This window comes from Empedobacter sp. UBA5987 (assembly GCF_002429865.1).
Lineage (GTDB): Bacteria > Bacteroidota > Bacteroidia > Flavobacteriales > Weeksellaceae > Empedobacter > Empedobacter falsenii_B.
The window spans coordinates 18,372-42,978 of sequence record NZ_DJBB01000018.1 but is presented as its reverse complement, the minus strand read 5'-3'; the positions used below and the strand labels follow the sequence as shown (position 1 = coordinate 42,978).

General features: G+C 31.6%; 23 protein-coding genes and 1 tRNA gene. 6 read left to right on the top strand and 18 right to left on the bottom strand.

What is annotated here, in order from left to right:
- The first annotated feature begins 279 nt into the window (after nucleotides 1–279).
- Nucleotides 280–364: transfer RNA gene (locus B3J26_RS03460), tRNA-Ser, on the top strand.
- A 577-nt stretch (nucleotides 365–941) separates the two neighbouring features.
- Nucleotides 942–1,250: a hypothetical protein gene (locus B3J26_RS03455; RefSeq protein ID WP_291073273.1), complete on the top strand. Its 309-nt coding sequence runs from the start codon at nucleotides 942–944 to the stop codon at nucleotides 1,248–1,250.
- Nucleotides 1,251–1,407: 157 nt separating this feature from the next.
- Here B3J26_RS03455 and B3J26_RS03450 read toward each other — a convergent pair whose 3' ends face one another.
- From B3J26_RS03450 to B3J26_RS03400, 12 genes are all read right to left on the bottom strand, one after another.
- The gene (locus B3J26_RS03450; protein ID WP_291073271.1) at nucleotides 1,408–3,132 is read right to left on the bottom strand and encodes a HAMP domain-containing sensor histidine kinase; all 1,725 of its coding nucleotides are present in this window, start codon (nucleotides 3,130–3,132) and stop codon (nucleotides 1,408–1,410) included.
- Nucleotides 3,129–4,259 carry a sensor protein KdpD gene (locus tag B3J26_RS03445; protein WP_114999285.1) on the bottom strand — a complete coding sequence of 377 codons (1,131 nt, stop codon included), beginning with the start codon at nucleotides 4,257–4,259 and terminating at the stop codon, nucleotides 3,129–3,131. The genes B3J26_RS03450 and B3J26_RS03445 overlap by 4 nt, the downstream gene beginning before the upstream one ends.
- The gene (locus B3J26_RS03440; protein WP_291073266.1) at nucleotides 4,260–5,333 is read right to left on the bottom strand and encodes a porin; all 1,074 of its coding nucleotides are present in this window, start codon (nucleotides 5,331–5,333) and stop codon (nucleotides 4,260–4,262) included. It lies immediately after the preceding gene.
- Complete coding sequence (locus tag B3J26_RS03435; protein WP_280035958.1) at nucleotides 5,333–5,899, bottom strand: potassium-transporting ATPase subunit C; 567 nt, start codon at nucleotides 5,897–5,899, stop codon at nucleotides 5,333–5,335. The genes B3J26_RS03440 and B3J26_RS03435 overlap by 1 nt, the downstream gene beginning before the upstream one ends.
- 79 nt (nucleotides 5,900–5,978) lie before the next feature.
- Nucleotides 5,979–7,994, bottom strand: coding sequence for a potassium-transporting ATPase subunit KdpB (kdpB, locus tag B3J26_RS03430; protein WP_114999279.1), 2,016 nt, complete (start codon nucleotides 7,992–7,994; stop codon nucleotides 5,979–5,981).
- 3 nt (nucleotides 7,995–7,997) lie between these two features.
- A complete protein-coding gene (kdpA, locus tag B3J26_RS03425) occupies nucleotides 7,998–9,692 on the bottom strand; it encodes a potassium-transporting ATPase subunit KdpA (protein ID WP_291073263.1) in 1,695 nt (564 codons plus the stop codon).
- 18 nt (nucleotides 9,693–9,710) lie between these two features.
- Nucleotides 9,711–9,788: a K(+)-transporting ATPase subunit F gene (gene kdpF, locus B3J26_RS14875; RefSeq protein WP_369012327.1), complete on the bottom strand. Its 78-nt coding sequence runs from the start codon at nucleotides 9,786–9,788 to the stop codon at nucleotides 9,711–9,713.
- Nucleotides 9,789–9,878: 90 nt separating this feature from the next.
- Nucleotides 9,879–10,169 (bottom strand): DUF7674 family protein, encoded by a 291-nt coding sequence (locus B3J26_RS03420; RefSeq protein ID WP_114999274.1) that lies wholly within the window; start codon nucleotides 10,167–10,169, stop codon nucleotides 9,879–9,881.
- Nucleotides 10,170–10,336: 167 nt separating this feature from the next.
- A complete protein-coding gene (locus B3J26_RS03415; RefSeq protein ID WP_114999272.1) occupies nucleotides 10,337–11,671 on the bottom strand; it encodes a sigma-54-dependent transcriptional regulator in 1,335 nt (444 codons plus the stop codon).
- Nucleotides 11,672–11,875: 204 nt separating this feature from the next.
- Complete coding sequence (locus tag B3J26_RS03410) at nucleotides 11,876–13,285, bottom strand: amino acid permease (RefSeq protein WP_038333935.1); 1,410 nt, start codon at nucleotides 13,283–13,285, stop codon at nucleotides 11,876–11,878.
- A gap of 310 nt (nucleotides 13,286–13,595) precedes the next feature.
- Complete coding sequence (gene fabV, locus B3J26_RS03405) at nucleotides 13,596–14,798, bottom strand: enoyl-ACP reductase FabV (RefSeq protein WP_291073259.1); 1,203 nt, start codon at nucleotides 14,796–14,798, stop codon at nucleotides 13,596–13,598.
- A gap of 604 nt (nucleotides 14,799–15,402) precedes the next feature.
- Nucleotides 15,403–15,714 (bottom strand): DUF3817 domain-containing protein, encoded by a 312-nt coding sequence (locus B3J26_RS03400; RefSeq protein WP_038333915.1) that lies wholly within the window; start codon nucleotides 15,712–15,714, stop codon nucleotides 15,403–15,405.
- 196 nt (nucleotides 15,715–15,910) lie between these two features.
- On the opposite strand from B3J26_RS03400, the gene B3J26_RS03395 reads away from it, so the two are divergent.
- Nucleotides 15,911–17,029: a calcium:proton antiporter gene (locus B3J26_RS03395; protein WP_038333912.1), complete on the top strand. Its 1,119-nt coding sequence runs from the start codon at nucleotides 15,911–15,913 to the stop codon at nucleotides 17,027–17,029.
- 58 nt (nucleotides 17,030–17,087) lie between these two features.
- On the opposite strand, the gene B3J26_RS03390 is transcribed toward B3J26_RS03395, so the two are convergent.
- The 4 genes from B3J26_RS03390 to truA form a co-directional block, all read right to left on the bottom strand.
- Nucleotides 17,088–18,038 (bottom strand): LysR substrate-binding domain-containing protein, encoded by a 951-nt coding sequence (locus B3J26_RS03390; RefSeq protein WP_038333906.1) that lies wholly within the window; start codon nucleotides 18,036–18,038, stop codon nucleotides 17,088–17,090.
- Nucleotides 18,039–18,172: 134 nt separating this feature from the next.
- Nucleotides 18,173–18,589 carry a hypothetical protein gene (locus B3J26_RS03385; protein WP_219034549.1) on the bottom strand — a complete coding sequence of 139 codons (417 nt, stop codon included), beginning with the start codon at nucleotides 18,587–18,589 and terminating at the stop codon, nucleotides 18,173–18,175.
- Nucleotides 18,590–18,665: 76 nt separating this feature from the next.
- Nucleotides 18,666–20,426, bottom strand: a complete 1,761-nt coding sequence (locus B3J26_RS03380; RefSeq protein WP_280037548.1) for an ABC transporter ATP-binding protein — start codon at nucleotides 20,424–20,426, stop codon at nucleotides 18,666–18,668.
- Complete coding sequence (gene truA, locus B3J26_RS03375; RefSeq protein WP_125350165.1) at nucleotides 20,413–21,168, bottom strand: tRNA pseudouridine(38-40) synthase TruA; 756 nt, start codon at nucleotides 21,166–21,168, stop codon at nucleotides 20,413–20,415. Before truA ends, B3J26_RS03380 begins: the two co-directional genes overlap by 14 nt.
- A 34-nt stretch (nucleotides 21,169–21,202) precedes the next feature.
- Here truA and B3J26_RS03370 point away from each other — a divergent pair, with 34 nt between their 5' ends.
- Nucleotides 21,203–21,694 carry a metallophosphoesterase family protein gene (locus B3J26_RS03370; RefSeq protein ID WP_125350164.1) on the top strand — a complete coding sequence of 164 codons (492 nt, stop codon included), beginning with the start codon at nucleotides 21,203–21,205 and terminating at the stop codon, nucleotides 21,692–21,694.
- A gap of 43 nt (nucleotides 21,695–21,737) precedes the next feature.
- Here the strand turns inward: B3J26_RS03370 and B3J26_RS03365 are convergent, their stop codons facing one another.
- Complete coding sequence (locus B3J26_RS03365) at nucleotides 21,738–22,772, bottom strand: alpha/beta hydrolase (protein WP_291073256.1); 1,035 nt, start codon at nucleotides 22,770–22,772, stop codon at nucleotides 21,738–21,740.
- Between the two features lie 90 nt (nucleotides 22,773–22,862).
- Between B3J26_RS03365 and B3J26_RS03360 the strand changes: the two genes are divergently transcribed.
- Nucleotides 22,863–23,585 carry a YqjF family protein gene (locus tag B3J26_RS03360; RefSeq protein ID WP_291073254.1) on the top strand — a complete coding sequence of 241 codons (723 nt, stop codon included), beginning with the start codon at nucleotides 22,863–22,865 and terminating at the stop codon, nucleotides 23,583–23,585.
- 3 nt (nucleotides 23,586–23,588) lie between these two features.
- Here B3J26_RS03360 and B3J26_RS03355 read toward each other — a convergent pair whose 3' ends face one another.
- A complete protein-coding gene (locus tag B3J26_RS03355) occupies nucleotides 23,589–24,068 on the bottom strand; it encodes a GNAT family N-acetyltransferase (protein ID WP_114999261.1) in 480 nt (159 codons plus the stop codon).
- A gap of 163 nt (nucleotides 24,069–24,231) precedes the next feature.
- Here B3J26_RS03355 and B3J26_RS03350 point away from each other — a divergent pair, with 163 nt between their 5' ends.
- On the top strand, nucleotides 24,232–24,462 hold the full coding sequence (locus B3J26_RS03350; protein ID WP_291073252.1) for a CDGSH iron-sulfur domain-containing protein: 231 nt from the start codon (nucleotides 24,232–24,234) through the stop codon (nucleotides 24,460–24,462).
- Nucleotides 24,463–24,607: the final 145 nt, after the last annotated feature.

Sequence of the window (24,607 nt, the reverse complement as noted above, 5' to 3'; positions counted from 1 at the left end):
ATTTCGTACATTTTTTTTACAAAAACTAATTATTGTCATAAAAAAGCAACTATTTCTTCGAAAAAAAGAAATAAAAGAAATAAAATGTTTTTTATTCAAAAAATAATGAATATTTCATTGATTTATAAATAACTGATTTTAATATATTTAAATATTTAAGGAGATGCGAAATAAGTCTACGAAAACGTTTTCGTTAAATTGAGGTTGAAAATTTTAATTTGGTAATTCGAAAAAGCGTTCTATATTTGCACTCGCAATACCGCAATAAACTGCGTTATTGGAGAGTTGGCAGAGTGGTCGAATGCGGCAGTCTTGAAAACTGTTGAGGGTCACACCTCCGGGGGTTCGAATCCCTCACTCTCCGCTAAGAAAACCCAATAGAGTAATCTGTTGGGTTTTTATTTTTCTGAGTTTATAAAGTCTTATAAACCTAAACTGAATTACCATATTTTCTAGAAAAATTAAAATCGATTCAAATTAATTTTAATTATAACTCTTTTAATAAAATTGTTAATCATAACGGAACTGATAAGATAACTGATATTAAAATCGAATCTTTAGACTTCCTAATTTCCTATGCAGATTTTATATTAGAAGATAATGTGATTTCAGATACTGAAATACAAGATTTTACTTTTCTAAAAAGAATTTTTAAGATTAAAGAAGGAGATTTTAGTAAATATAAAAACTTAGAAATGAATGAAATTCTGAAAAAAAGAATTTATTAGGATTTATTCAGACAATTTTGTCAATCAAAAAGAAGAGCTTCTAAACCTTAATCTTCAATCTCTTTTTGATTTAAGCTACGACAAATTTGAAGAAATAATAGAAGACGAAATCATAAAATCGTTAATCCAAGGAGCTAATCCTAAAGATCTAGATATTGCGAAATTACCAAAAGGATTTACGCTTATTTAGATACAATTCACAACACTTTTATAATGTTACTTATAAAAGAAATATATTTCACGCCAAAAAATTCTAAACTTCTTCAAAAATATTTTTTACAAGAAGTTAAATGTGCTAATAATTTCCCTAGTGATAGTAGAAATAATACAAATGATGCGGGGAGTGCACCTGCTGCATCTAATTGTACAGCGAGTTTTTATATGCTAACAGGACAAAAAATTAGACCTGAAGCTTGGATCGATTTAGATCCAGGTCAACAAAAGTTATTCAATTCTACAGCATCGGGAAGTGGAGCAACTTTAAATTCATATTATAATAACATGACTATTATAGAGAACTAAGTATTATAAAACTGAGCCATAAAAACTTTGAATAGAATAATATAAATTATTTAAAAATGTAAAAGAATATCAAGTCTCCTGTTGGAGTAATTCTTGGCTTGCAAAAAGTTTGAACACTGGTTCAAGCTTTTTTGTTTTCAAGCCAAACGAATAGATTTTATGAATATTCTTTTTGTGATAACTTCATCACGAATTCGCTTCCAACGCCATATTCGCTAAATACATCCAACGTTCCTTTTTGAGCTTCGATAAATTCTTTGCTAATAGCCAATCCTAAACCTGTACCTTCTTTGTGAGTGCCTGGTACACGAAAATAGCGGTCGAAAACTTTGGGTAAAAATTCAGTTGGAATCCCAATTCCTTCGTCTTTAACTTTGAAGGATGTTTCGGTTGTTGTTTGTTCAATAGTAATCCAAATTTGAGCATTTTCGTGAGAATAATGTATTGCATTTGAGATTAGATTTGATAAAACCCAAGCCGTTTTTTCAAGATCAACTTTTATAGATTCTAAATGATTTGGAATATTCGTTTCTATGATTAAATGCTTTTGTTCAGCTAAAGTTTGGTTGGCTTTAACTGCATTTTCTACAATTTCGATTGGGAAAACTTCTGTTTTATTCATTTGAATTGTACCACTTTCTATCTGTGTTAAGTTAAGAAGTTCTTTTGTTATTCGCAATAAACGATGTACATCATCGTCAATACTAGTCACCAAATCATTTTGTTCTTCGTTTAATGTTCCTATTTGCTTATTTCGAAGCAATTGCAAACTCATTTCCATAGATGAAATAGGCGTTTTAAATTCATGCGAAACTGTAGCAATAAATCGTGTTTTGGCTGCATCTAGTTCTTTAAATTCGGTAATGTTTCTAAGAATGATCACATGCCCAACAACTTGTTTTATCGTTTCTCCTGTTGGAATTATTTCGATATGAAAAATTTCTTTGGTAAAAAATTGTTCTTTTTCATCCACTACAATTTGCAAAGGTTTTTCGTCTTTTATAATTTCTGTTTCGATATTTTGCAATAACAATCGAATCAAATCATTGTGCAAAGCCAAATCTTTACCTGCCTTATTTACCATTTGTTTAGCAGATAATCCTGTTACTTTTACAGCTTCATTATTCGCGAAAATTACTTGCATTTGTTCATCCAAACCAATTACAACATCGTGCATATTATTAATCAGCGTTTCCATTCTTGTTTTTTGTTTAAGAATAGTTGCTAAATGACTTTCGTTGTATTCTTCTAATTTAGAAGCCATGGTGTTAAAAGATTGCGCTAAATCGCCAAACTCATCTTTTTTGTCTAAATAGACACGCTCTTTGTAATTATTTGAAGCAATTTCCTTGATACTATTCGTTAATTTCTGAATAGGATTTGCAATATTAGACGGAATTTTAATCAAAGAATTAAAGGCTATAAAAATACATGCGATACCTGTGAAAATGATTAATAAAATGGCTTGATTAGCGGTCTTTTCAGCAAATTCACTTTTAATTTCTATGGCTTGCATATTCATTTCCATCATTTCTAAAAGCGAAATTCTAACATCTTTTAATAGTTCTGGAGAATGATTTCCTTCTTTATAAGCATCAAATTTATCTCGAATCTGTTGATTCAATTCTTTTTCACCTTGTTCTGTTGCGTTTAATTCTTGATTTGCTAATTGCTTTTCAAACGATTTGGAATTAAAGTTTTCCGCATCATTTAAATTTCGCATCATACTTTTTGCATAAATCAACGAGTTGTAATTATCATGCAAAATATTTTGTGTATCATTTTTCAATGAATAAATAGACGTAGTTGCTACAGCTGCCAATAATACAATCAATAAAAACAGCAAGCCTAATCCTAAGCGAAGTTTAGTTTTAATTCTCATTTTGATAAAATAATCACATCAACATGTAACGAAGATAGTTTTTTTAGTAATTGATTAAATACATTCGTAGCCAAAATAATCTGGATTAAATTTAACTTTGGTTTTCCCAAACAAACAGTGGTAATATTTCGCAATTCAATTTGTTGAATGATAGCTGTAGAAACCCGTTGATTCTTTACCTTAACAATTTCAGCACCTAATTCTGTAGCTAATTTTAAATTATTGATGAGATGTCGTTGTTTGTCCAAGGCAATTTTATTAGGATGTTCTTTTGGCGTTTCTACGTACAATACAAACCAACGTGAATTATAATATCCAGCCAAACGAGCGGTTTTTCGAATAACAGTTTTGGCATTTTTATCATTGCTACTAATGCATGCCAAAAAACGCGACGGTTTTGCATAAACAGATGATACATATTCGGTTTCAACCTTTTTTTCTACATGAGAAGCAACTTCTTTTAAAGCCAATTCACGTAATTGTAAAATATTTGAAGGAATAAAAAAGTTGTTTAAAGCCGTTTGAATTTTATCTTTCGGATAAATTTTTCCTGTTTTTAATCGTTCAATTAAATCATCAGCTGTTAAATCTATATTTACAATCTCATCTGCTTGTTCCAAAATTATATCAGGAATTCTTTCCGAAACGTCAATTGTTGTAATTTCGGAAATACTGTTATTCAAACTTTCTAAATGTTGAATATTTACAGCAGAAATAACATTGATACCAGCATCTAAAATTTCCATCACATCTTGCCAACGTTTCGCATGTTTGCTTCCAAAAACATTAGAATGTGCTAATTCGTCCACAATAACAATTTCGGGTCTTTGTTTTAGGATTTCTTCCAAATCCATTTCTTCGACAGATTTACCTTTGTAGTAAATTATTTTTCGTGGAATTATGGTTAATCCTACAACAAGATTTTCTGTTTCGACACGTTTATGGGTTTCGATATATCCAATTTTTACATCGATTTTATTTTTTTGCAATTCGTGTGCTTCTTGCAACATACGATACGATTTTCCAACGCCAGCGCACATTCCAATATATACCTTAAACTTGCCTCGTTTCGATTTCCGAATCAAGGCAAGAAAGTCTTCTGCTGTATGTTGTGTTTCTTTTTCCATTTATAGTTTTAATGCTAAAGAAGTTGTGAAAAATGTTTCATTTGATACATTTTTATCATTTCGAAAATAGATATCATCTTTACTCGAAAAACTTCTAATTTCTGTTCTCCACATCAAATTATTTGTAAAATAATGATCTAAATTCAAAGAAAAACCAACTGTTTTGAAACCATTTTGTGTATTCGTTGAGATTATTACACCTTTTTCGTCAGCATAATATTCGGCACGTGCAGTTGCAGACCATTTTTCATTGAATGTATATTGCCCAACTAAAATAGGACTGTACCAAATATTATAACTGTCTGATCCTTTCGATTTTTGTTGTGCACCAATATCAAAACCTGCGGTTATTGAAAGCTTTTTAATAGGTTTAAAAACAGCATAAAGATGATGAAAATAACGCATTTGACGCAAAGAATCAGGAGTATCGCTACCAATAAACGAACTGCTGTTGATCGAAAATTTTTCATTTGGTGTGTAAGTAATTTGATGTCCAAAAGCTGGTGTAGAATTACCATCAAGACGCTTGATACGTTGCCAACCATTTAAATAATGCAAACTCATTGCCCATTTGTTATTTGGCGAAATATAACTCAGCTTAACACCAGTTGAAAAATACGGTGAATTCTCTGCCTGAATACTTCGTGTAAGTGTTGCAACATTAGCACCAATCGCACTTTCAAATCCAATGTGAGAAGGCATAATACCTGCATCTATCCACAAGTTTTTATTCTTTGAAAGTTTGACACCGATATTTGCTTCGTAAATATTTCTTAAACCATCAGGTTCTGCAGCAAGATTTGATTGCGTATAAGTTCCTGCCATTAAAGCAAGATTTCCTCGAACTCGTTCATCAGTGTATTGCAATTGAATTGTTCCGAAGTTTAAATTCGCCTCATTGTGTCGATTAAACGAATACAAATAATTAGGAAGCTGATTGTTTTTTGGTTGATTAAAATCGTAGGTATAATAAACTTCTGCATAACCAGAAAGTTTTAATTTCTGAATAGAATCGTTTTGAGCTTGAATATTTAAACCCAAAATAAAAGAACCAAAAGCAAGTATTTTTTTCATTATTTCGATAATTTATCCAATTCGATATTCAGTTTTAAGACATTGATTTTATCAGGACCTAAACTTCCTAATAAAGGTTTTTCAATTTGGTTATCAATCAATTCTTTTACTTTTTCGGGATCTAAACCTCGTGCTTTTGTAATTCGATCAACTTGCACAATTGCTCCTTGAACTGAAATATTAGGATCTAAACCACTTCCACTAGCCGTAATTAAATCTACAGGAACGTCTTCTTTTTTTGCCGTTGGATTTTTTTGAAGAAAATCATTTAAGCGTTTTTCAACTTCTTGCAAATATTCTTCATTATTTGATCCTTTGTTACTTGCGCCAGAACCTGCTGCATTGTAATCTACAGCAGATGGTCGCCCCCAGAAATAATGATCTTTTGAAAACGATTGTCCAATATTTTCGTAATAGTGCTGATTGTTTTTATCGGCAACTAAAAAACTTTTTCCTTGATTTGGAGAAAGTTGGGCAATTCCCCACATAGCTAACGGATATAATACCATTAAAAGGAGCATTAAGCTAAATGTTAGTAAAATTGCTTTTATACTATTTTGTTTCATTTTGTATTAGTTTTAAAAATTGCTGTTTTGAATTTATTAATAGAATATTGAACTCCTTCAAAACAGCTCATTACATTAATTAAAAAAATATGGAAATAAAGATGTCGATTAGTTTTATCCCGATAAATGGAACGATGATTCCTCCAATTCCATAAATCAGTAAATTTCTTCTCAAAAGTGCACTTGCTCCAATTGGTTTGTATGGAACACCTTTTAAAGCTAAAGGAATCAAGAAAGGAATAATAATGGCATTGAAAATAACAGCTGATAAAATAGCGGTTTCGGGACTATGTAAATTCATGATATTCAATCCTTGTAAGGCTGGAATTGCTGTAATAAATAAAGCGGGTATGATGGCAAAATATTTTGCGACATCGTTGGCAATACTAAAGGTTGTTAAGGTTCCACGCGTCATTAATAATTGTTTTCCAATTTCAACAACTTCAATTAATTTGGTTGGATCATTATCTAAATCCACCATATTTCCGGCTTCTTTTGCTGCTTGCGTACCACTGTTCATGGCTACACCAACATTAGCTTGCGCTAGAGCAGGAGCGTCATTTGTACCATCGCCCATCATCGCAACCAAACGACCTTCGGTTTGTTCTTTTTTGATGTAATTCATTTTATCCTCCGGTTTTGCTTCCGCAATAAAATCATCTACACCTGCTTTTTCTGCGATAAATTTTGCAGTCATAGGATTATCACCTGTTACCATAACCGTTTTGATTCCCATTTTACGTAAACGAGTAAAGCGTTCTTGAATTCCAGTTTTGATAATATCTTGTAATTCGATCACTCCTAAAACTTGTTCATTTTGAGAAACAACTAAAGGTGTTCCTCCATTTTGAGCAATCTCATTGGCTTTCATTTGAATTTCGTTTGGAAAAGTATTTCCAGCATTTTCAACCAAATTTTTGATAGCATCTAGAGCTCCTTTTCGAATACGGATTTGATCAAAATCAATTCCTGAACAACGTGTTTCTGCGCTAAAATTGATGAAAATAGGATGTTGAATTGCGTATTTTAATGGATCTATCTGAACTAATTCTACAATTGATTTTCCTTCAGGAGTTTCATCACTCATCGAACTAAGCACTGCTGCTTTTTCTAAAGCTTCCATTTCTATTCCAATTGCAGGATATAAAGCTGTTGCTTTACGATTTCCGATTGTAATGGTTCCTGTTTTATCCAATAATAAAACATCTATATCGCCTGCTGTTTCTACTGCTTTTCCACTTTTTGTAATGACATTTGCGCGCAAAGCTCTGTCCATTCCAGCAATTCCGATTGCGGATAATAAACCTCCAATAGTGGTTGGAATTAAACATACAAATAATGAGATTAAAGCGCCAATGGTAATGGGAACATTTGCATAATCAGCGAAAGGTTTTAGGGTAACCATAACAATGACAAATACTAATGTAAAAGCAGCTAATAAAATGGTTAAAGCAATTTCATTTGGAGATTTCTGACGATTTGCACCTTCAACTAATGCAATCATTTTATCTAAAAAACTTTCTCCTGGTTGTGTCGTAACTTTGACTTTAATTCGATCCGAAAGAACTTTTGTTCCTCCAGTAACCGAACTTTTATCGCCTCCAGCTTCACGAATTACAGGTGCACTTTCTCCTGTAATAGCACTTTCGTCGATCGTTGCTAAACCTTCTATAATTTCACCATCGGTTGGAATTATATCTCCAGCTTCACAGATAAAAATCATATCTTTGATTAGAGCAGAAGACGAAATGATTTCACCATTTTCTAATTTAGCAGGCGTTTCTTCTCGCGTTTTACGTAAACTATCAGCTTGAGCTTTTCCTCTTGCTTCAGCAATTGCTTCAGCAAAATTGGCAAATAATAATGTAAAAAGAAGTAAGATGAAAATTGAAAAATTATACCCAAAACTACCTTGAGATGTTTCACCTAAAAGAATCCAAAAGCAAACTCCTAACATAATTGCAGTACCAATTTCTACAGCAAACATGACAGGGTTTTTATATAAAGTTGCTGGATTTAGTTTGATGAAAGCTTCTTTGAAGGCTGTTTGTACCAATGTTTTTTCAAATAAATTGGTTTTATTTTCTCGTGTCATTTTCTAAAATTTTGGAGTTGAAAAATAATCAGCAATGGGACCTAAGGTTAAAGCTGGAAAAAATGCTAAGGCTGCAACAATTAAGATGATGGCAAAAACAATACTTCCAAAAGTTGCTGTATCGGTTGCTAAAGTTCCTGAACCTTCTGGAACAAAATGTTTTTTTGCTAATAATCCAGCAATTGCAACAGGACCAATTATAGGTAAGAATCGTCCTAAAATTAATACAAAACCAGTTGCAATATTCCAAAATGGAGTGTTGTCTCCTAATCCTTCAAAACCAGAACCGTTGTTTGCAGCAGATGAAGTAAATTCATATAACATTTCACTAAATCCATGATACGAGGAGTTGTTTAAGGTTGATAGTGTTTCACTTGGTATTCCAGCAGCCAAAGCTGTTCCTACTAAAATCAAGAATGGATGTAAAAGGGTAATCATCATGGCGATTTTCATTTCTTTGGCTTCTATTTTTTTTCCAAAAATTTCAGGTGTTCTACCAACCATCAATCCACTAATAAATACCGCTAAAATTACAAATACAAAGAAGTTTAAAATACCAACTCCTACACCTCCATAAACACTGTTGATCATCATAGCTAACAGTTCATTCATCCCAGATAATGGCATTGTACTATCGTGCATAGAATTGACTGAACCTGTAGAAATAACGGTTGTTGCGATGCTCCAAAATCCTGAAGCGGCAGAACCAATTCGAACTTCTTTACCTTCCATTGCACCTAATGAATCATCAATACCGAGTCTTTCAATCATTGGATTTCCTTGCGATTCCATGTAAACATTCGGAATCGTTAAACATAGAAAGCCAACAGTCATGACACCAAACATCATCCAAGCAAATTTTCTGCGATTAGTATAAACGCCAAATGCAAATAACATCGCCAACGGAATCAGCATTTGTGCAATCATTTCCGTCATATTACTTATATATGTTGGATTTTCGAATGGGTGTGCAGAGTTGGTACCAAAGAATCCTCCGCCATTTGTTCCTAAATGTTTTATGGCTATAAAAGCTGCTGCAGGTCCTCGAGAAACTTCCACTTTATTTCCTTCTAAAGTCATCATTTCATCTTTTCCTTCAAATGTCATTGGAGTTCCTTGAAAAATTAAGATTGATGATACAATTACACATAATGGCAATAAAATACGCGTAATCGATTTGATGAAATAAGTATAAAAATTACCTAAAGTTGTCGTTGTTTTTTGTCGAAAGGCTTCAAATAATGTAACTGCTGCTGCCATACCGGTTGCTGCACTCACAAATTGTAAAAACATCAGCCATAATTGCGCTAAATAACTTACGCCTGTTTCTCCTGAATAGTGTTGTAAATTACAATTCACTACAAACGAAATAATCGTATTGAAAGCCAAATCAGGACTCATACTTGGATTTTTATCTGGATTAAAAGGCAACAGACCTTGTGTCATTAATAGGATAAATCCAATGATAAACCAAATCAAGTTAATCGTTAATAATGCACTTAAATGTTGTTTCCAATTCATCTGTTCCTCCGAATTGATACCTGATATTTTGAATAACAACTTTTCTATTGGGGAAATTAATCGGTCTAAAAAAGTTGGTTTATTGAGATAAACACGTGCAATATAATTTCCTAACGGAATGGAAAGAGCGATCGCAACTAAAAATTGTACGATAACGCCAAATATTTCTGAATTCATTTTTACGAATAATTAAGTTTAAAATTTTTCGGGTTTTAATAGCACATATACCAAGTATACAAACAAGGCAATGGCGATGATTAATAAGAAAATCATAATGAATGGATTAGATATTATCAAAAAAGTCAATGGATTTGAAGAATACTCCAAAACATAAAATCCCAGCTAATAGTAATACAATTGTTATCATATTCCTGAATGATAAATTTGTTTAACATATTCTGATTTCAAATTCATTGGAAACAAATTCAAAAATTGTTTTCGGTTTTTGAAATCCGCTTCAATCATCAAAGTAACGGGTAGTATAAACAGATTATTGATGTATGTTTTACCCAAATCATTTGTTTTTGAAAACAATTTTCCTACACTATAACATAGCTGTTTTACACGTGCTGGATTATTATCTAAAATGTTTTGCAGTACTTTACTTTTAAGTTCTTTGACTTCATCTAATGAAATCGTTTGTTTCATTTTCATTTTGTAGATTTTTAAATTTCTCTACATAAGCCAATCAAAATGCCAAAGCAATTAGAATTAATTAGACAAAACAAAATCAATACGTTATGTTTTTATAGATTTTTACTCAAATAAAAAACCCTTCCAAAATGGAAGGGTTTATTTTCATTATGATAAAGTATTTTATTTTAATTCAGTTCATATTCGGCTATTTTTCGATAAAGCGTTGTTAGGCCAATACCTAATAATTCTGCCGTTTTTGTTTTGTTACCTTTTGTAAATTTTAAAACTTTCTGAATATGTTTTTTTTCCATTAAAGCTAATTCTAATGAATTTTCGTTCTGATCAATTTCGCTTGTTTGAATAAATGAAGGAAAATCATTTGTAGAAAGTTCTTCATTTTCCGACAAAATAATAGCACGTTCGATCGTATTTTTTAATTCACGAATATTTCCCGGCCACGAATATTTTTTAAGAAAAAGTAAAGCTTCTTGATTAATAGATTTTATATTTTTTTGATAATATTGATTGAAGTGTTTTATAAACTGATTCACGATTAGTTCGATATCCGAAACGCGTTCACGTAAAGAAGGTAACTCGATATGAAACACAGAAATTCGATAAAATAAATCTTCTCGAAATGTTCCGTTTGCAATTTCCTTTTCCAAATTTCGGTTAGTGGCTGCAATAATTCGTACATCAACTTTTGTAGGTTTTGTTTCGCCGATTTTAATAAACTCACCTGATTCTAAAACTCGCAACAATTTTGCTTGTAAATCCAAGGCCATTTCGCCAATTTCATCTAAAAAAATAGTTCCTAAATGTGCTTCTTCAAACAAACCTTTCTGATCTTTCATTGCGCCTGTAAATGCACCTGCTTTATGACCAAATAATTCACTTTCTAATAAGTCTTTACTAAAAGCCGAACAATTAATTGCAACAAAATTTTGGTTTTTTCTCAAACTTGATTGATGTATAGCTGTTGCAAAAACTTCTTTTCCAGTTCCTGTTTCTCCAGTTAAAAGAACGGTAGCATTCGTTGGTGCAACTTTTTGAGCTAATTGTAAAGCTTGTTCAAAAATTGGAGATTTACCCAATAATAAATTACTGTCTAATTTTGTTGATGTTGTTTCTTGAGAAATTTCATTCTCTTTATTATATTTCACACGATCCAAAGCTCTATACAACAAAGGTAAAATACGATTGTTATCATCCCCTTTTGTAATATAATCAAATGCTCCGTTTTTAATGGCTTGAACGCCGTCAGGAATATTTCCGTAAGCTGTAAGCAGAATAATTTCTATCAAAGGAAATTTTTCTTTGACTTCTTTTGCAAACTCAACACCATTACCATCAGGTAATTTTACATCACATAAAACAACCTCAGGAGAAAGTGTTTTAATTTTCTTAAGGCCTGATTTTAAATCTTCAGCTTGATGTATTTCAAAACCTTCTAATTCGAGAATTCGAGCTAGGAGAGTTCTGATTTTTGTTTCATCGTCTATGATTAAAATTGAATGCATTCTTATTACTTGTGAACAACGAAGGTATTGTTTTTATGCATATAGATTTGAAATAATTATTTAGTTAATTTTAATAATAAGCATGTTTTTCTAGTATGTAATAAAATTTCAAACCATCTCTAGAGTTTTTATATTTATCAATTGTAAAAAAATCCTTCGTCTAAAAAGACAAAGGATTTCTAAAAAACTCAAAATGATGATTTTCTAACCATCAACCTTACTATGTTGTTTTCCGTAGAAAAAGTAAATACAAATTCCGATTACTAACCAAATCAAAAGTCGCCACCAACTTTCCATTGTTAATGAAGTCATTAAATAAACACAAACAATAATTCCCAAAATTGGAACAAATGGAACAAATGGAACTTTAAATTTACGTTCGGCATTTGGCATTTTTTTACGCATCACAATAATTCCAATACAAACTAAAGTAAAGGCAAATAAAGTTCCGATACTTACCATATGACCTAAATCTTTGATTGGTACAAAACCAGCAAAAATGCTCACAAAGACTAAAAAGAATACATTGGTTTTCCAAGGTGTACGAAACTTTTTGTGTACATCTGAAAAGAAAGAAGGTAACAATCCGTCATTACTCATGCTATAAAATACGCGACTTTGTCCTAATAACATCACTAATATAACCGATGTATAGCCTGCGATAATTGCTAAAATCAATACACTTTGTAAAAATGTATAACCTGTTACTGCAAATGCTGTCGCTGCTGGTGACGCATCCCCCTTAAAGGTTTCGTATGGTACCAAACCTGTCATTACCCACGAAAATAATACGTACAAAATGGTACAAATAACCAACGATCCCAAAATACCAATCGGCATTCCTTTCTGTGGATTTTTAGCTTCTTGTGCCGCAGTAGAAACCGCATCAAATCCAACAAAAGCAAAGAAAACAACTGCTGCTCCTGCTGCAATTCCTGGCATTCCTCCGAATTGAGTTCCTGGAATATTTTTAGGAATAAATGGAATATGATTTTCTGGATTGATATGACTCCAACCCAAAATGATAAAAACAATTACGACACTTACTTTTAAAATTACAAGAATATTGTTGATAATTGCAGATTCTTTTGTACCTCTCATTAACACTAAAGAAAGTAGACATACAATAAAGATTGCAGGTAAATTAACCATTCCGCCATCGGCTGGAGCGTGCAACAATTCTTGAGGTAAATGAATATTAATTCCTTGCAAAAATTTATCGACGTAAGCCGACCAACTCACACTTACAGTTGCCGCTGCCAAAGCATATTCTAACACCAAATCCCAACCGATAATCCAAGCAATAAACTCTCCCATTGTTGCGTAAGAATACGTATAAGCACTTCCAGCAACTGGAATCATTGAAGCAAATTCGGCATAGCAAAGTCCTGCAAAAGCACAACCAACTGCGGCTAAAACAAACGATAAAGTGACTGCGGGACCTGCATGATCTGCCGCTGCAATACCTGTTAAACTAAATAATCCAGCACCGATGATAGCGCCAATACCCAAAGCAACTAAGGCTCCCGAAGAGAGAGATCTTTTTAAACCACCTTCCGTTTCTTGCGAATCTTCTATTAACTTCGCTAATGGTTTAATTTTCCAAATTGACATAAAAATACATGTATTAAAACTTGACGAAATGTAAAGTGTTTCAGATATATTTTTAAAATTCGAAAAATAAATTTTATTTTTTTTGGATATATTTCTATAGAAAAACTTAATATTTACGAATAATATAATTAGAAATTAATATTAAAACGCAACTTTAAATTATTCATAAAAATTAAATCATATTTTAATAAAACTAAATCCAATAAATTAAATAAATACGAATAAAATTATTTTTTACTTATTTTATTGAGACAAAAAAACCTCGAAAATAATTTTCGAGGTTTTGTATTATTTTATTGAAATGATCTTCTTATTCTGCAATACTTGGAACTGAAACCAATTCGTTTGTATCAGCATCATAATCTATTTCATCAAAACTAAATCCAAACAATTGTAAGAATTCATCATGATAACCTTTGATATCAGAAATTTCTTTTATGTTCTCAGAAGTTACAATTTTCCATAAATCATCTACTTCTTTTTGTACATCTTCGCGCATTTCTAAATCATCGATACGAATACGTCCATTTTCGTCCAAAGGAACTTCTCCGTTTGCAGTATACAAGCGCTCTGCAAACAAACGTTGCATTTGCTCGATTGTACCTTCATGAATTCCTTTTGCTTTCATTACTTTGTACAATAACGAAATATATAATGGCACAACTGGAATAGCAGAACTAGACTGTGTTACCAAAGCTTTGTTTACAGAAACGTAAGAAACACCATTCAAATCTGACAATAATTCGTTGATAACTGGAACCGTTTTTTCTAAATCGTTTTTAGCCATACCAATCGATCCATCTTTGTAGATTCTATGCGTCAATTCTGGCCCGATGTAAGAATAAGCAACAGTTTTTACACCTTCAGCTAAAACACCAGCAGCTTTCAAATCTTCCATCCAAAATTTCCAATCTTCACCTCCCATTACAGCAATTGTATTATCAATTTCTTCTTGAGATTCAATCGGATCAATTGTAATATCTGTTACTTCTGCTGTATGAAAATCTACTGTTTTATTTGTAAATGGTTCTCCAATTGGTTTAAGAACTGATGAATACGCAACACCTGTTTTTGGATGTGTACGACGTGGCGAAGCTAAACTGTAAACTACTAAATCTACTTGACCTAAATCTTGTTTGATTAAATCAATCGTTTGTTGTTTAATCTCATCAGAAAAAGCATCTCCATTAATACTTTTTGCATACAAACCAGCTTCGTGTGCTTCTTTTTCAAAAGCAGCTGTGTTGTACCACCCCGCAGTCCCCGGTTTTCTTGGTGCAGCAGGTTTTTCGAAGAAAACACCTATTGTTGCAGCATTATATCCAAAAGCAGCTGTAATACGAGATGACAGACCAAAACCTGTCGAAGCTCCAATTACCAATACTTTTTTTGGTCCTTCGGCTGAAATATTTTTTGATTTTACGTACTCAATTTGATTGTGAACATTTTTTGCAGTTCCCTCAGGGTGAGTCGTAATGCAAATAAAACCTCTTGTTCTTGGTTGAATAATCATTATACTTAATTTAGTCGCATAAATTTATAAAATAAATTCTATATAACGAAACGATCTTTTTGTACATAAAATCATTCTATTTTTGAGAAAATTAATAGAAATACAGATTTCGATTTACTACATTTACAATTACTCAAAACCTACTTACCTATGAAAGATATTCACATGGGTTATTTAATCAAAAAAAGTCGACGAACTTGGAATTGATATATCCCGTATCAAAGGTTTCTTCAAAACTTATTCTGAAAAAGAAATTAATACTCAATAGTTAAGTAAAGACATACAAATAGACGATTTATTAAATGGTCGAAGTTGTTGAAATATGATTTTTTTTTAGAATTTATACACTGAAGAAAAAAAGAAATTTCTAATGAATACAATATCCCTAAAAACACTATTCATAATTGGATAAAAAACTCCTACCAAAAAATTAAATCTTATGATTTGAATTCTGTTTTAGAGATTTTAAAAATTCAGCAAAAAAATAATTACACCAATACTTTTACTGCTGATAAGTTTAAAATCAGTCGAAATACTGTAGCTAAATGGCGTAAAATATATGGGTATTAAAAAACGGTTTCAAAAAGAAACCGTTTTTTTTTATTTATCTATTATTTTTATCCTCTTTTATTACTTTATGTACCGCTAAAGTTGCAAACGGAATAAATGCGTACATCACATAAATGATAAAGTCTTCGTCATCCCATTTATATATTCTTCTGACTCTAAAAAGTAAAATCAAGTAAGCTGTAAACCAAAAACCGTGAAAACAACCGGCAAATGGCATTGGCAACACATAATCGAATTGATATTTAATTGGCATTGCGACCAAAAATAAGAGCGTACAACTTATCGTTTCCCACACACATGATGTGCTAAACCATTTTTTTAACTTTTCGTCAGATACGTTTAACATTTTGCAAATTTAATCGTTTATTGATAGTAGAGGTATGATAATCATTAGTTAAAAAGGTTATTTTTACTCAATTATTGAAATAACTATTAATATTTATGATAATTAAATGTTATAATTATTATTATTTATGATAATTATGCATAATAATTATCAATATTATTTATTAAATTTGTAAAAATCCAAAACCTCATAATTAATGCACGTAGATAATTTTCTTTCAAAAAAATTCAATTTAGCTTTACCCTACTGGACAATTATCTGTCCCATTCTTGCCATATTTTCACTAACTATAGCCGAAGGATTTAAAGATCAGATGTGGTTTTCTGGAGTCTTAGGAATCATTTTAATTTCAGCCGTTTTATCAGCTGTACATCACGCAGAAGTTGTAGCGCATAAAGTTGGAGAACCTTTCGGAACCATTATTTTGGCCTTAGCCATTACAGTTATCGAAGTTTCGTTAATTGTTTCATTAATGATGTCCGAACCTACCGGCTTTCCTTCAGTTTTGGCTAGAGATACCGTTTTTGCTGCTGTAATGATCATTCTTACCGGAATTATCGGAATCTGTTTATTGGCTGGAGGAGTTCGCTATAGAGAACAAAATTTTATCAAACAAGGTGTTTCAACTGCTTTAATTACTTTAGTTGCAATATCTATATTAACCTTAGTTTTACCTAATTTTTTAACTTCAGAAAAAGGAGGAGAATTTTCGACAAGTCAATTAATTTTTGTAGCAATTATTTCGTTGATTTTATATGGCGGATTTATTTCCGTCCAAACCATTCGTCACCGTGATTATTTCTTACCACAAAGTAGCAAAGATAATGTAACATCAGAATTGCATGTCGAAAAACCAAATTTATTGACTACAATCTCGAGTTTGGTTTTATTATTAGTTGCTTTGTGTGCAGTTGTTTTGTTATCAAAAAAATTATCGCCAACCATCGAAACAATTGTGATGGATTTAGGCGCTCCAAAATCATTGGTGGGAATTATAATTGCCGGAGTTATCTTATTACCAGAAGGTTTAGCTGCATATAAAGCAGCAAAACAAGACCGTTTACAAACAAGCCTTAACTTGGCTTTAGGCTCTGCTTTAGCATCAATTGGATTAACAATTCCTGCTGTAGCAATCGTATGTTATTTTACAGGACTAGAAGTAACATTAGGAATAGATGCAAAATCATCTATCTTATTAGTATTATCCTTATTCACTGTTTATTTATCATTAAATTCTGGTCGAACAAATATTCAGCAAGGAATTGTTTTATTAACACTTTTTGCTACGTATTTATTTACAACAATAGTTCCTTAAAGGAAATTTAAAGACATAAAAAACGACTCAAAATTAAATTTTGAGTCGTTTTTTTTTATTATTTTTTTGGTAAAGAAACCATATTCGAATCTAACTTTTGATCTTTTTCTAAGAATATTTTTCCTCTCAAAATACTTTGAATTGTATTGATTAATTCTTTCTCGAAAGAATCTCTTAATTGAGATTGATGAAAAATCAACGAAACTTCACGTGTTGGAACTGGCGACTCAAAGTTTTTAACAAATTTCTTATACTCTTGTGGCAAATCATCTGCAACCAAAGCAGGCAACAAGGTCATTCCATATCCATCATTTGCTAATTTAACTAAGGCTTCAAAACTTCCTGAATCTAACTTAATCGGACGATTTTTCAGATTAGAAGTATCACATAAAGCCAACACATTATTTCTGAAACAATGTCCTTCTTGCAAGATTAATAAATCAGAAGTGTTTAGATCATCTTCATTGATTTTATCTTTGTCAGATAAGCGATGCCCGTTTGGTACATAAGCCACCAATGGTTCATAATAAAGAGGTTTTTCGATAATTTGATCTTCGAAAAGTGGTGAAACCACAATACCAAAATCCAACGAACCATCTTTTATTCCTTTTATAATTTTATCCGTTTGCAATTCTTTGATAATAAGATTCGATTTCGGATTATTTTTCTGAAATGTTTTATAAAATAATGGTACCAAAGAAGGTAAAACAGTAGGAATAACACCAATAATGAAATCACCTTCTAACAAACCTTTTTCTTCGTTTACCAAGTGTTTCATTCGGTTAGCTTCCATTAAAATTGTTTTTGCTTGCGCAACAATTTTCTCTCCAATTTGAGTGATTTTGATTGGATGCGATGTTCTATCGAAAATATCAATATTCAATTCTTTTTCCAATTTCTGAATCTGCATACTCAATGTTGGTTGAGTTACAAAGGATTTATCAGCAGCAATTGTAAAGTTCTTATGCTCAGCCACTGCCAGCACATATTGTAATTGTACTAATGTCATATATAAAAATTGATATCTATAAATTTTTGTGATAAAGATATACATTATTATATTATCAATCTATATCTTAAATCATAATTTAATCCATAAAAAAAGCTCGAATAAATTCGAGCTCATATTAAATATAAATTTAATTATTTGTTTAATTGTTTCTGAATTTCAGCTGTCCAATCTTGTAATTTTTTAGCATCTTCTGGTTTCAATGTTTGAGTAAAACCTTGTAATTCTTTTTGAAAATCTACTGATTGTTTTGTCAATTCAGCTAATTTATTTGCATCACCAGCAGTTGCAGCTAATTTCATGTCAGCAGCCCATTTGTTGTATTTTCCAACAAATTCAGTAATTTTTGGATCAGAGAAAGTTGGTAAATCTTTTGCTACATCAGCAATTTTATCCATTGTCTCTTTACCAGCTTCTACTTGGTCTTCTACTGTATTTGCTACATTTTCTTGTGTGTTTTCTACTTTTGCATCTACTTTTTCTTTTTCAGATTTACAAGAAGATAAAGAAACCACACCTAATACTGCAGCGGCTAAAAATAATTTTTTCATTTTAATTAGAGTTTTAAAGTTAATATTATTGATTGTTGAATATAAACAAATCTAACGATTTATTTTTGTTAATTTTTCAATTTTCTTTCGAAAATTGAACTTCATACAAATTGGCGTAATAACCTTTCTGAGCCAACAATTCACTATGTGTACCTTGCTCAACAATCATTCCACTATCCATCACAATAATTTTATCTGCATTTTGAATCGTCGCCAAACGATGTGCAATAATGATAGAAGTTCTACCTTGTGTTAGTTTATCCGTTGCTTTTTGTATCAATTCTTCCGACTCTGTATCAATAGAAGAAGTTGCCTCATCCAACACCAAAATCTCTGGATTATAAATATATGCTCTCAAAAACGAAATCAATTGACGTTGACCTACAGAAAGTGTCGAACCACGCTCGCTTACCTCACTGTAATAGCCTTTTGGTAGTGACATGATAAAATTATCAATTCCAATAATTTTCGCAGCATTTTGTACTTCTTCCAACGAAATATCTTTATTTCCTAAAACAATATTGTCGTAAATCGTTGTATTAAACAAGAAAACATCCTGCAAAACAACCGCAACGTGTTGACGTAAATTCTTCAATTCCATATCATGAATATTCACATCATCTATTTTAATTGTTCCAGAATCGATGTCATAAAAACGACTCAATAAATTAATAATTGTGGATTTTCCTGCTCCTGTCGCACCTACAATTGCAATTTTTTCTCCTGGTTTTGTCGAAAAAGAAATTCCTTTCAATACTAAATTATTCGGAACATAAGAAAACTTCACATTTTCAAAATCGATTTTACCTTTTACATGATCCAATTTTATTGTTCCATTATCTGGCAACGTTTGATCATCATCAATAATTTTGAACACACGATCTGCTCCTACCAAACCACGCTGAATGGTATTGAAACGTTCTGCAATTGCACGCATTGGCGCAGTTAACAACGTAACATATTGTGTAAAAGCAATCAAATCTCCGACAGAAACATCTCCATAAACAGCAGTTCTAAGACCTCCAAACCAAATCAAACTTCCTGTTGCTAAAGCCGAAATAATATCGACAACAGGAAACATTAATGAAAAATAGAAAACTGTTTTTAGATAATTTTTCTTTAGATCATTATTAATCGAAACGAATTTATTGTATTCTGCTTGCTGACGATTAAAAACCTGAATAATATTCATTCCTGTTAATCGTTCTTGCACAAACGTATTCAGCTTCGCTACAATTGTACGTTCTTCTTGGTAAACATTTTTCAATGCTTTTTGAAATAATCGTGTAATAATCATCATCAACGGAAGAATCACAATCACAACCGTTGCCAAAACCCAGTTCATCCAATACATCACAACAACGATGAAAATGATTTTTAGTACATCGCCTAACATCACTAAAATTCCGTCGTTGAAAACCTCAGCAATCGTTTCAATATCAGAAACTGAACGTGTTACCAAAACTCCATTTGGCGTTTTATCGAAGTAACCAAGCTTGAATTTGATCAAATGATTATACAAACGAACGCGTAATAAACGGATAACTCGTTGTGCAACAACATTCGCTAAATAAACCATAAAAAAAGACAAAATTCCTTCGAAAACTAACACCAAAGATAGTTTCACGATTTGCATTTGAAGCCCTGGTAAATCTTTTGTCTGAATATAATCGTCGATGATATTTCCCGTTAAATACGGACGATAAACAGAAAAACACGCACTAAAAACCGCTACAAAAACCACCGACCAAAACATAACTTTGCTTTGTGCTCCGATTTGCAAAACACGTTTTAATCCATTAAAATCAAACGATGTATTCTCGTTATTTGAACTCATTTTTAAATAATTCTTTTGGATATTGAACATCTACCAAATACAAACCCTGCGCTGGCGCCGAAGCTCCTGCCGAAGAACGTTGTTTTTGTTCAATAATTTCTTCAAAATCTTGGATAGAAATTTTTCCTAATCCAACCTCAACCAATGTTCCAACAATTGCGCGCACCATATTTCGCAAAAAACGATCAGCAGTGATTTGAAAAACCAATTGTCCGTTTTCATTTTTGCGCCAAAATGCCTCCCTTACATCGCAAATATTTGTTTTCACATCGGTATGTAATTTAGCAAAACTTCCGAAATCTCCTTGCTTAATTAACAATTTTGCTGCTTCATTCATTTTTTCAATATCCAATTCTCGGTTAAAAATCCAAGCACTATCAAACGCGAAAGGATCTTTGAAAGGTGAAATAAAATAATTGTAAGAACGCGAAGTTGCATCAAAACGAGCATGCGCTTCATCATCCATCAAAAATAAACGATAAGCAGCTATATCCTTTGGTAAAAAAGAATTTAACTTTTTGATTATATCAACCGATAATTCTTCTTCATAATCAAAATGAATAAACATCTTTTTCGCATGAACACCAGAATCTGTACGCCCTGCTCCGACAATCGAAATTTCTTTTCTTAAGATTTTAGACAATCTATCTTCAATAACTTCTTGAACCGAAATTTGATTGGGTTGAATTTGATAACCAAAATAATTTTTTCCGTTGTATGCTAATTCTAAAAAATATCGCAATTGTTGTAAATTTGAGCAACAAAAATACAACCTTTTGAAGAAAATTCTTTTACTTTCGGACACGCATTCTTATATCGACGATAGAATTTTGGAATATGCGCAACAAGCAGACGAAATTTGGCATGCTGGCGATATTGGCGATATTTCTGTAACCGATAAATTGGCTGAAATAAAACCTTTGCGTGCTGTTTATGGAAATATTGATGATAATAAAGCTCGCGCAGAATTTCCGCTCAACAACAGATTTACGTTAGAAGGTGTTGATGTTTGGATTACACATATTGGCGGTTATCCAGGAAAATATAATCCTACAATACGAAAAGAAATCACAGAAAATCCTCCAAAATTATTTATTTGTGGACATTCACACATTCTAAAAGTAATGCCTGATAAACAATTAGGGTTAATTCACATGAACCCTGGCGCAGTTGGTAAACACGGTTTTCAGAAAGTTCGTACAATGTTACGGTTTGAGTTGAATAAAGGAAAAATTGAAAATTTGGAAGTGATTGAATTTAAGAAATGATTTTCGAATCTCGCATTTCGAGATTCGAAGTTCGCATTTCGCTTTATTTCGCCAACTTGAATTCTTTCAGAATAGTAACAAACTTCGAATTAGTGATATATTCTCTAAATTCGTGCGAATCTTGTCCAGAAAAATCCGTTTCTTCTAAGAATGTATAATTTTTAGAAAGTTCATCAAACAAATCTTTTTTGTAACCAAAATCTGTCGCAATCAAACTTCGAGATAAAAACCCAATCTTTCCTTTCCCTAATACATAATCCGTATCATTTATCGTGATATGCATGCGTTTTAACTGAGGTGTAAACGTTTTTAATTGATTATTATCCAACGTAAAATCAACTTTTCCAATTGCAGGCGCCAACATAATACTGTAAATTTTATTATTATTTTCTAACAACGTTTCTGCATTCGTAAAATCGACATGATGCGCATTTTCAGCACGTTTTATCTCACTTTCGCGCAACGAAGGATTCACCAACGAACTCAAAACAACCGATGCGCCACGACTATGCGAAATCAAATAAACATCTTTGTTATGAATGACATTCAAAATTCTACGAAGTCCAAAAACGCCCGCCATTTGGCTATTTGTCGTTGCACTTACCCAAACTTTTGCTGCTCCAAAAAGACTTTCGTTCACCAATCCATCCCAATAAAAATTAATTACCTCATCATTCGAAGAATTAATATTCATATAAGTTTTGGCTTTGTTGTAATTTTTTAGGCTAAACAAATAATCATTGTCAATTCCATGCACAAAAATGATGACACGGTTCTTATTTTTAACTCTTTTTTCAATATTTTTCAAACGCAAACTTTCATAAGAAGTTAATTGATTTTGAAAGTTACTTTCAGTCGCAATTTTCATCAACGAATAATCTCTACGACTTGCATTTTTAGGAGGTTTACCATACGATTTCAACCAATTATCTGGGTAAAAATTTCCGTTTTGATCCACAAAAGAACTTGTTGTATTCGGTTGAATAAAATTATTTGGATTCTGAGAAGTTGGCACATTATGTATTGCTGCACATGACGTTAAAAAACTAATCACGAAGATATAAAACAAGTTTTTCATATGATAAAAATTGGTATGCGAAGTAACTACAATTTTCTTTATTTCACAATAGATTTTGCACCTTCAACCATAAGTTTAACAAGGTTTTAAGTGAAATATACGATCAAACAAATTTTAGCCGAAACAAATCATCGTGGTTGGAATGATCCAACAAAACGATGGAAATATTATCAAGAATGGAACAGAGTATTATTTTTTCATTACAAAATTGACAAAGAAATTTTGAGAGAATTAGTTCCAAAAGATTTAGAAATTGATGAAATAAATGATTCTGCTTGGGTCTCGCTTGTCGCATTTACAATGGAAAAAATTCGACCTCGCTTTTTGCCTGCATTCTCTCCTATTTCTGATTTTGATGAAATTAATTTAAGAACTTATGTAACGAAAAATGGAAAACCTGGTGTTTATTTTTTATCTATTGAAGCTGAAAAATTATTTTCTGCAATTTTAGCAAAATCATTGTCAGGTTTGCCTTACGAAAAATCGAACATCAATAGAACCGAAAATTCTTATCAAGCCAATCATCCCAAACGAAATTTCTCTTTATTAGCGGATTTCCATGTTGGAATGCAAGTAAAACACAAAAGTGAATTGGATTTATTTTTGACTGAACGATATTGTTTGTATTTAGAAGATAACGATCAATTGTTTCGTTATGAAATCCAGCATTTACCATGGAAAATCAATCAACTTGAATTAGAATTTTTAACGATTGATTATCAGCTTCAAAACTTAAATATCGATTCGAGACCAGATTTAGTGCATTATTCAGAAGGTGTGCAAGTTGTCGCTTGGGAGAAGGAAAAAGTTTAACAATTAAATTTTCTTTCTCAACAAATGTTGCATTTCATTAAACCATTCTCGTTGAGAACCATCATCTATATAACCAACTTTTAGATACAAATCATATGCTGATTTATTTTTGAAATTAACCGCTAAAACCAATTCATCAATTGTAGGAAAATTATCTTTTACAAAATCATCCATCAAACTCATAGAAATTTTTCCGTAACCTTTTCCTTGAAATTCAGGATTTATCGATAGAGAGCGCAACAACAACGAATTCGTATTATTCGTCATCTCCAATTTATCGTCACCATAATCTAACACAAAAAAACCAATTGGTTCTTCATCTAACAAAATTGTAATTGGTTTTGCATGTCCATCTGTGCGTAATTTCAAACGCTCAAAAGTCTCGCTAGGCAAGGCTGTAAAAGGAATTTGGTCTTCTGGCAAATTATATAACAAAGCATCGTAATGTTTGGTTTCTGTATGTTTGAGTTGAATTATTGACATGGATGATTATTTTCAAATAAAAGTAATTAAAACATTCTAAATCCTATATAAAAACAACAAGGTTTATCTATTAAATTTTAATGAATTATCAATAAAAATTTAAAATCATTCTAACCAAAATAGTTTTTAAATTGTAGATAATTTCAATCTAAAATCTACAATTATGGATAATCAAAACAAGTTAAATATTCAAATAGGAACAAGTCAAAATACAGATGGTATCTATATAGAAATCACAGAAAATGGACCTTATATCTTGCACGGAAAGCCTAAAATTGTTCAGCAGTTTATCATTCCAAATCAGCAAGGAATTTCTGTCAATTACCAAGAAGGAGAAAAATTTGAAGCAAAAGATACAACTTATCTTTGCCGTTGTGGACAATCTTTTAATTAGTCTTTTTGTGATGGAACACATGCTTAGATGAGATTTCAAGATGGTTTACCAAAGCAACAAAAAGTAAAAGGATTTTTTTTTAATAAATGATATTAACATAAAACGCTCAAGAAAATCTTGAGCGTTCAATATAATAATGATGTTT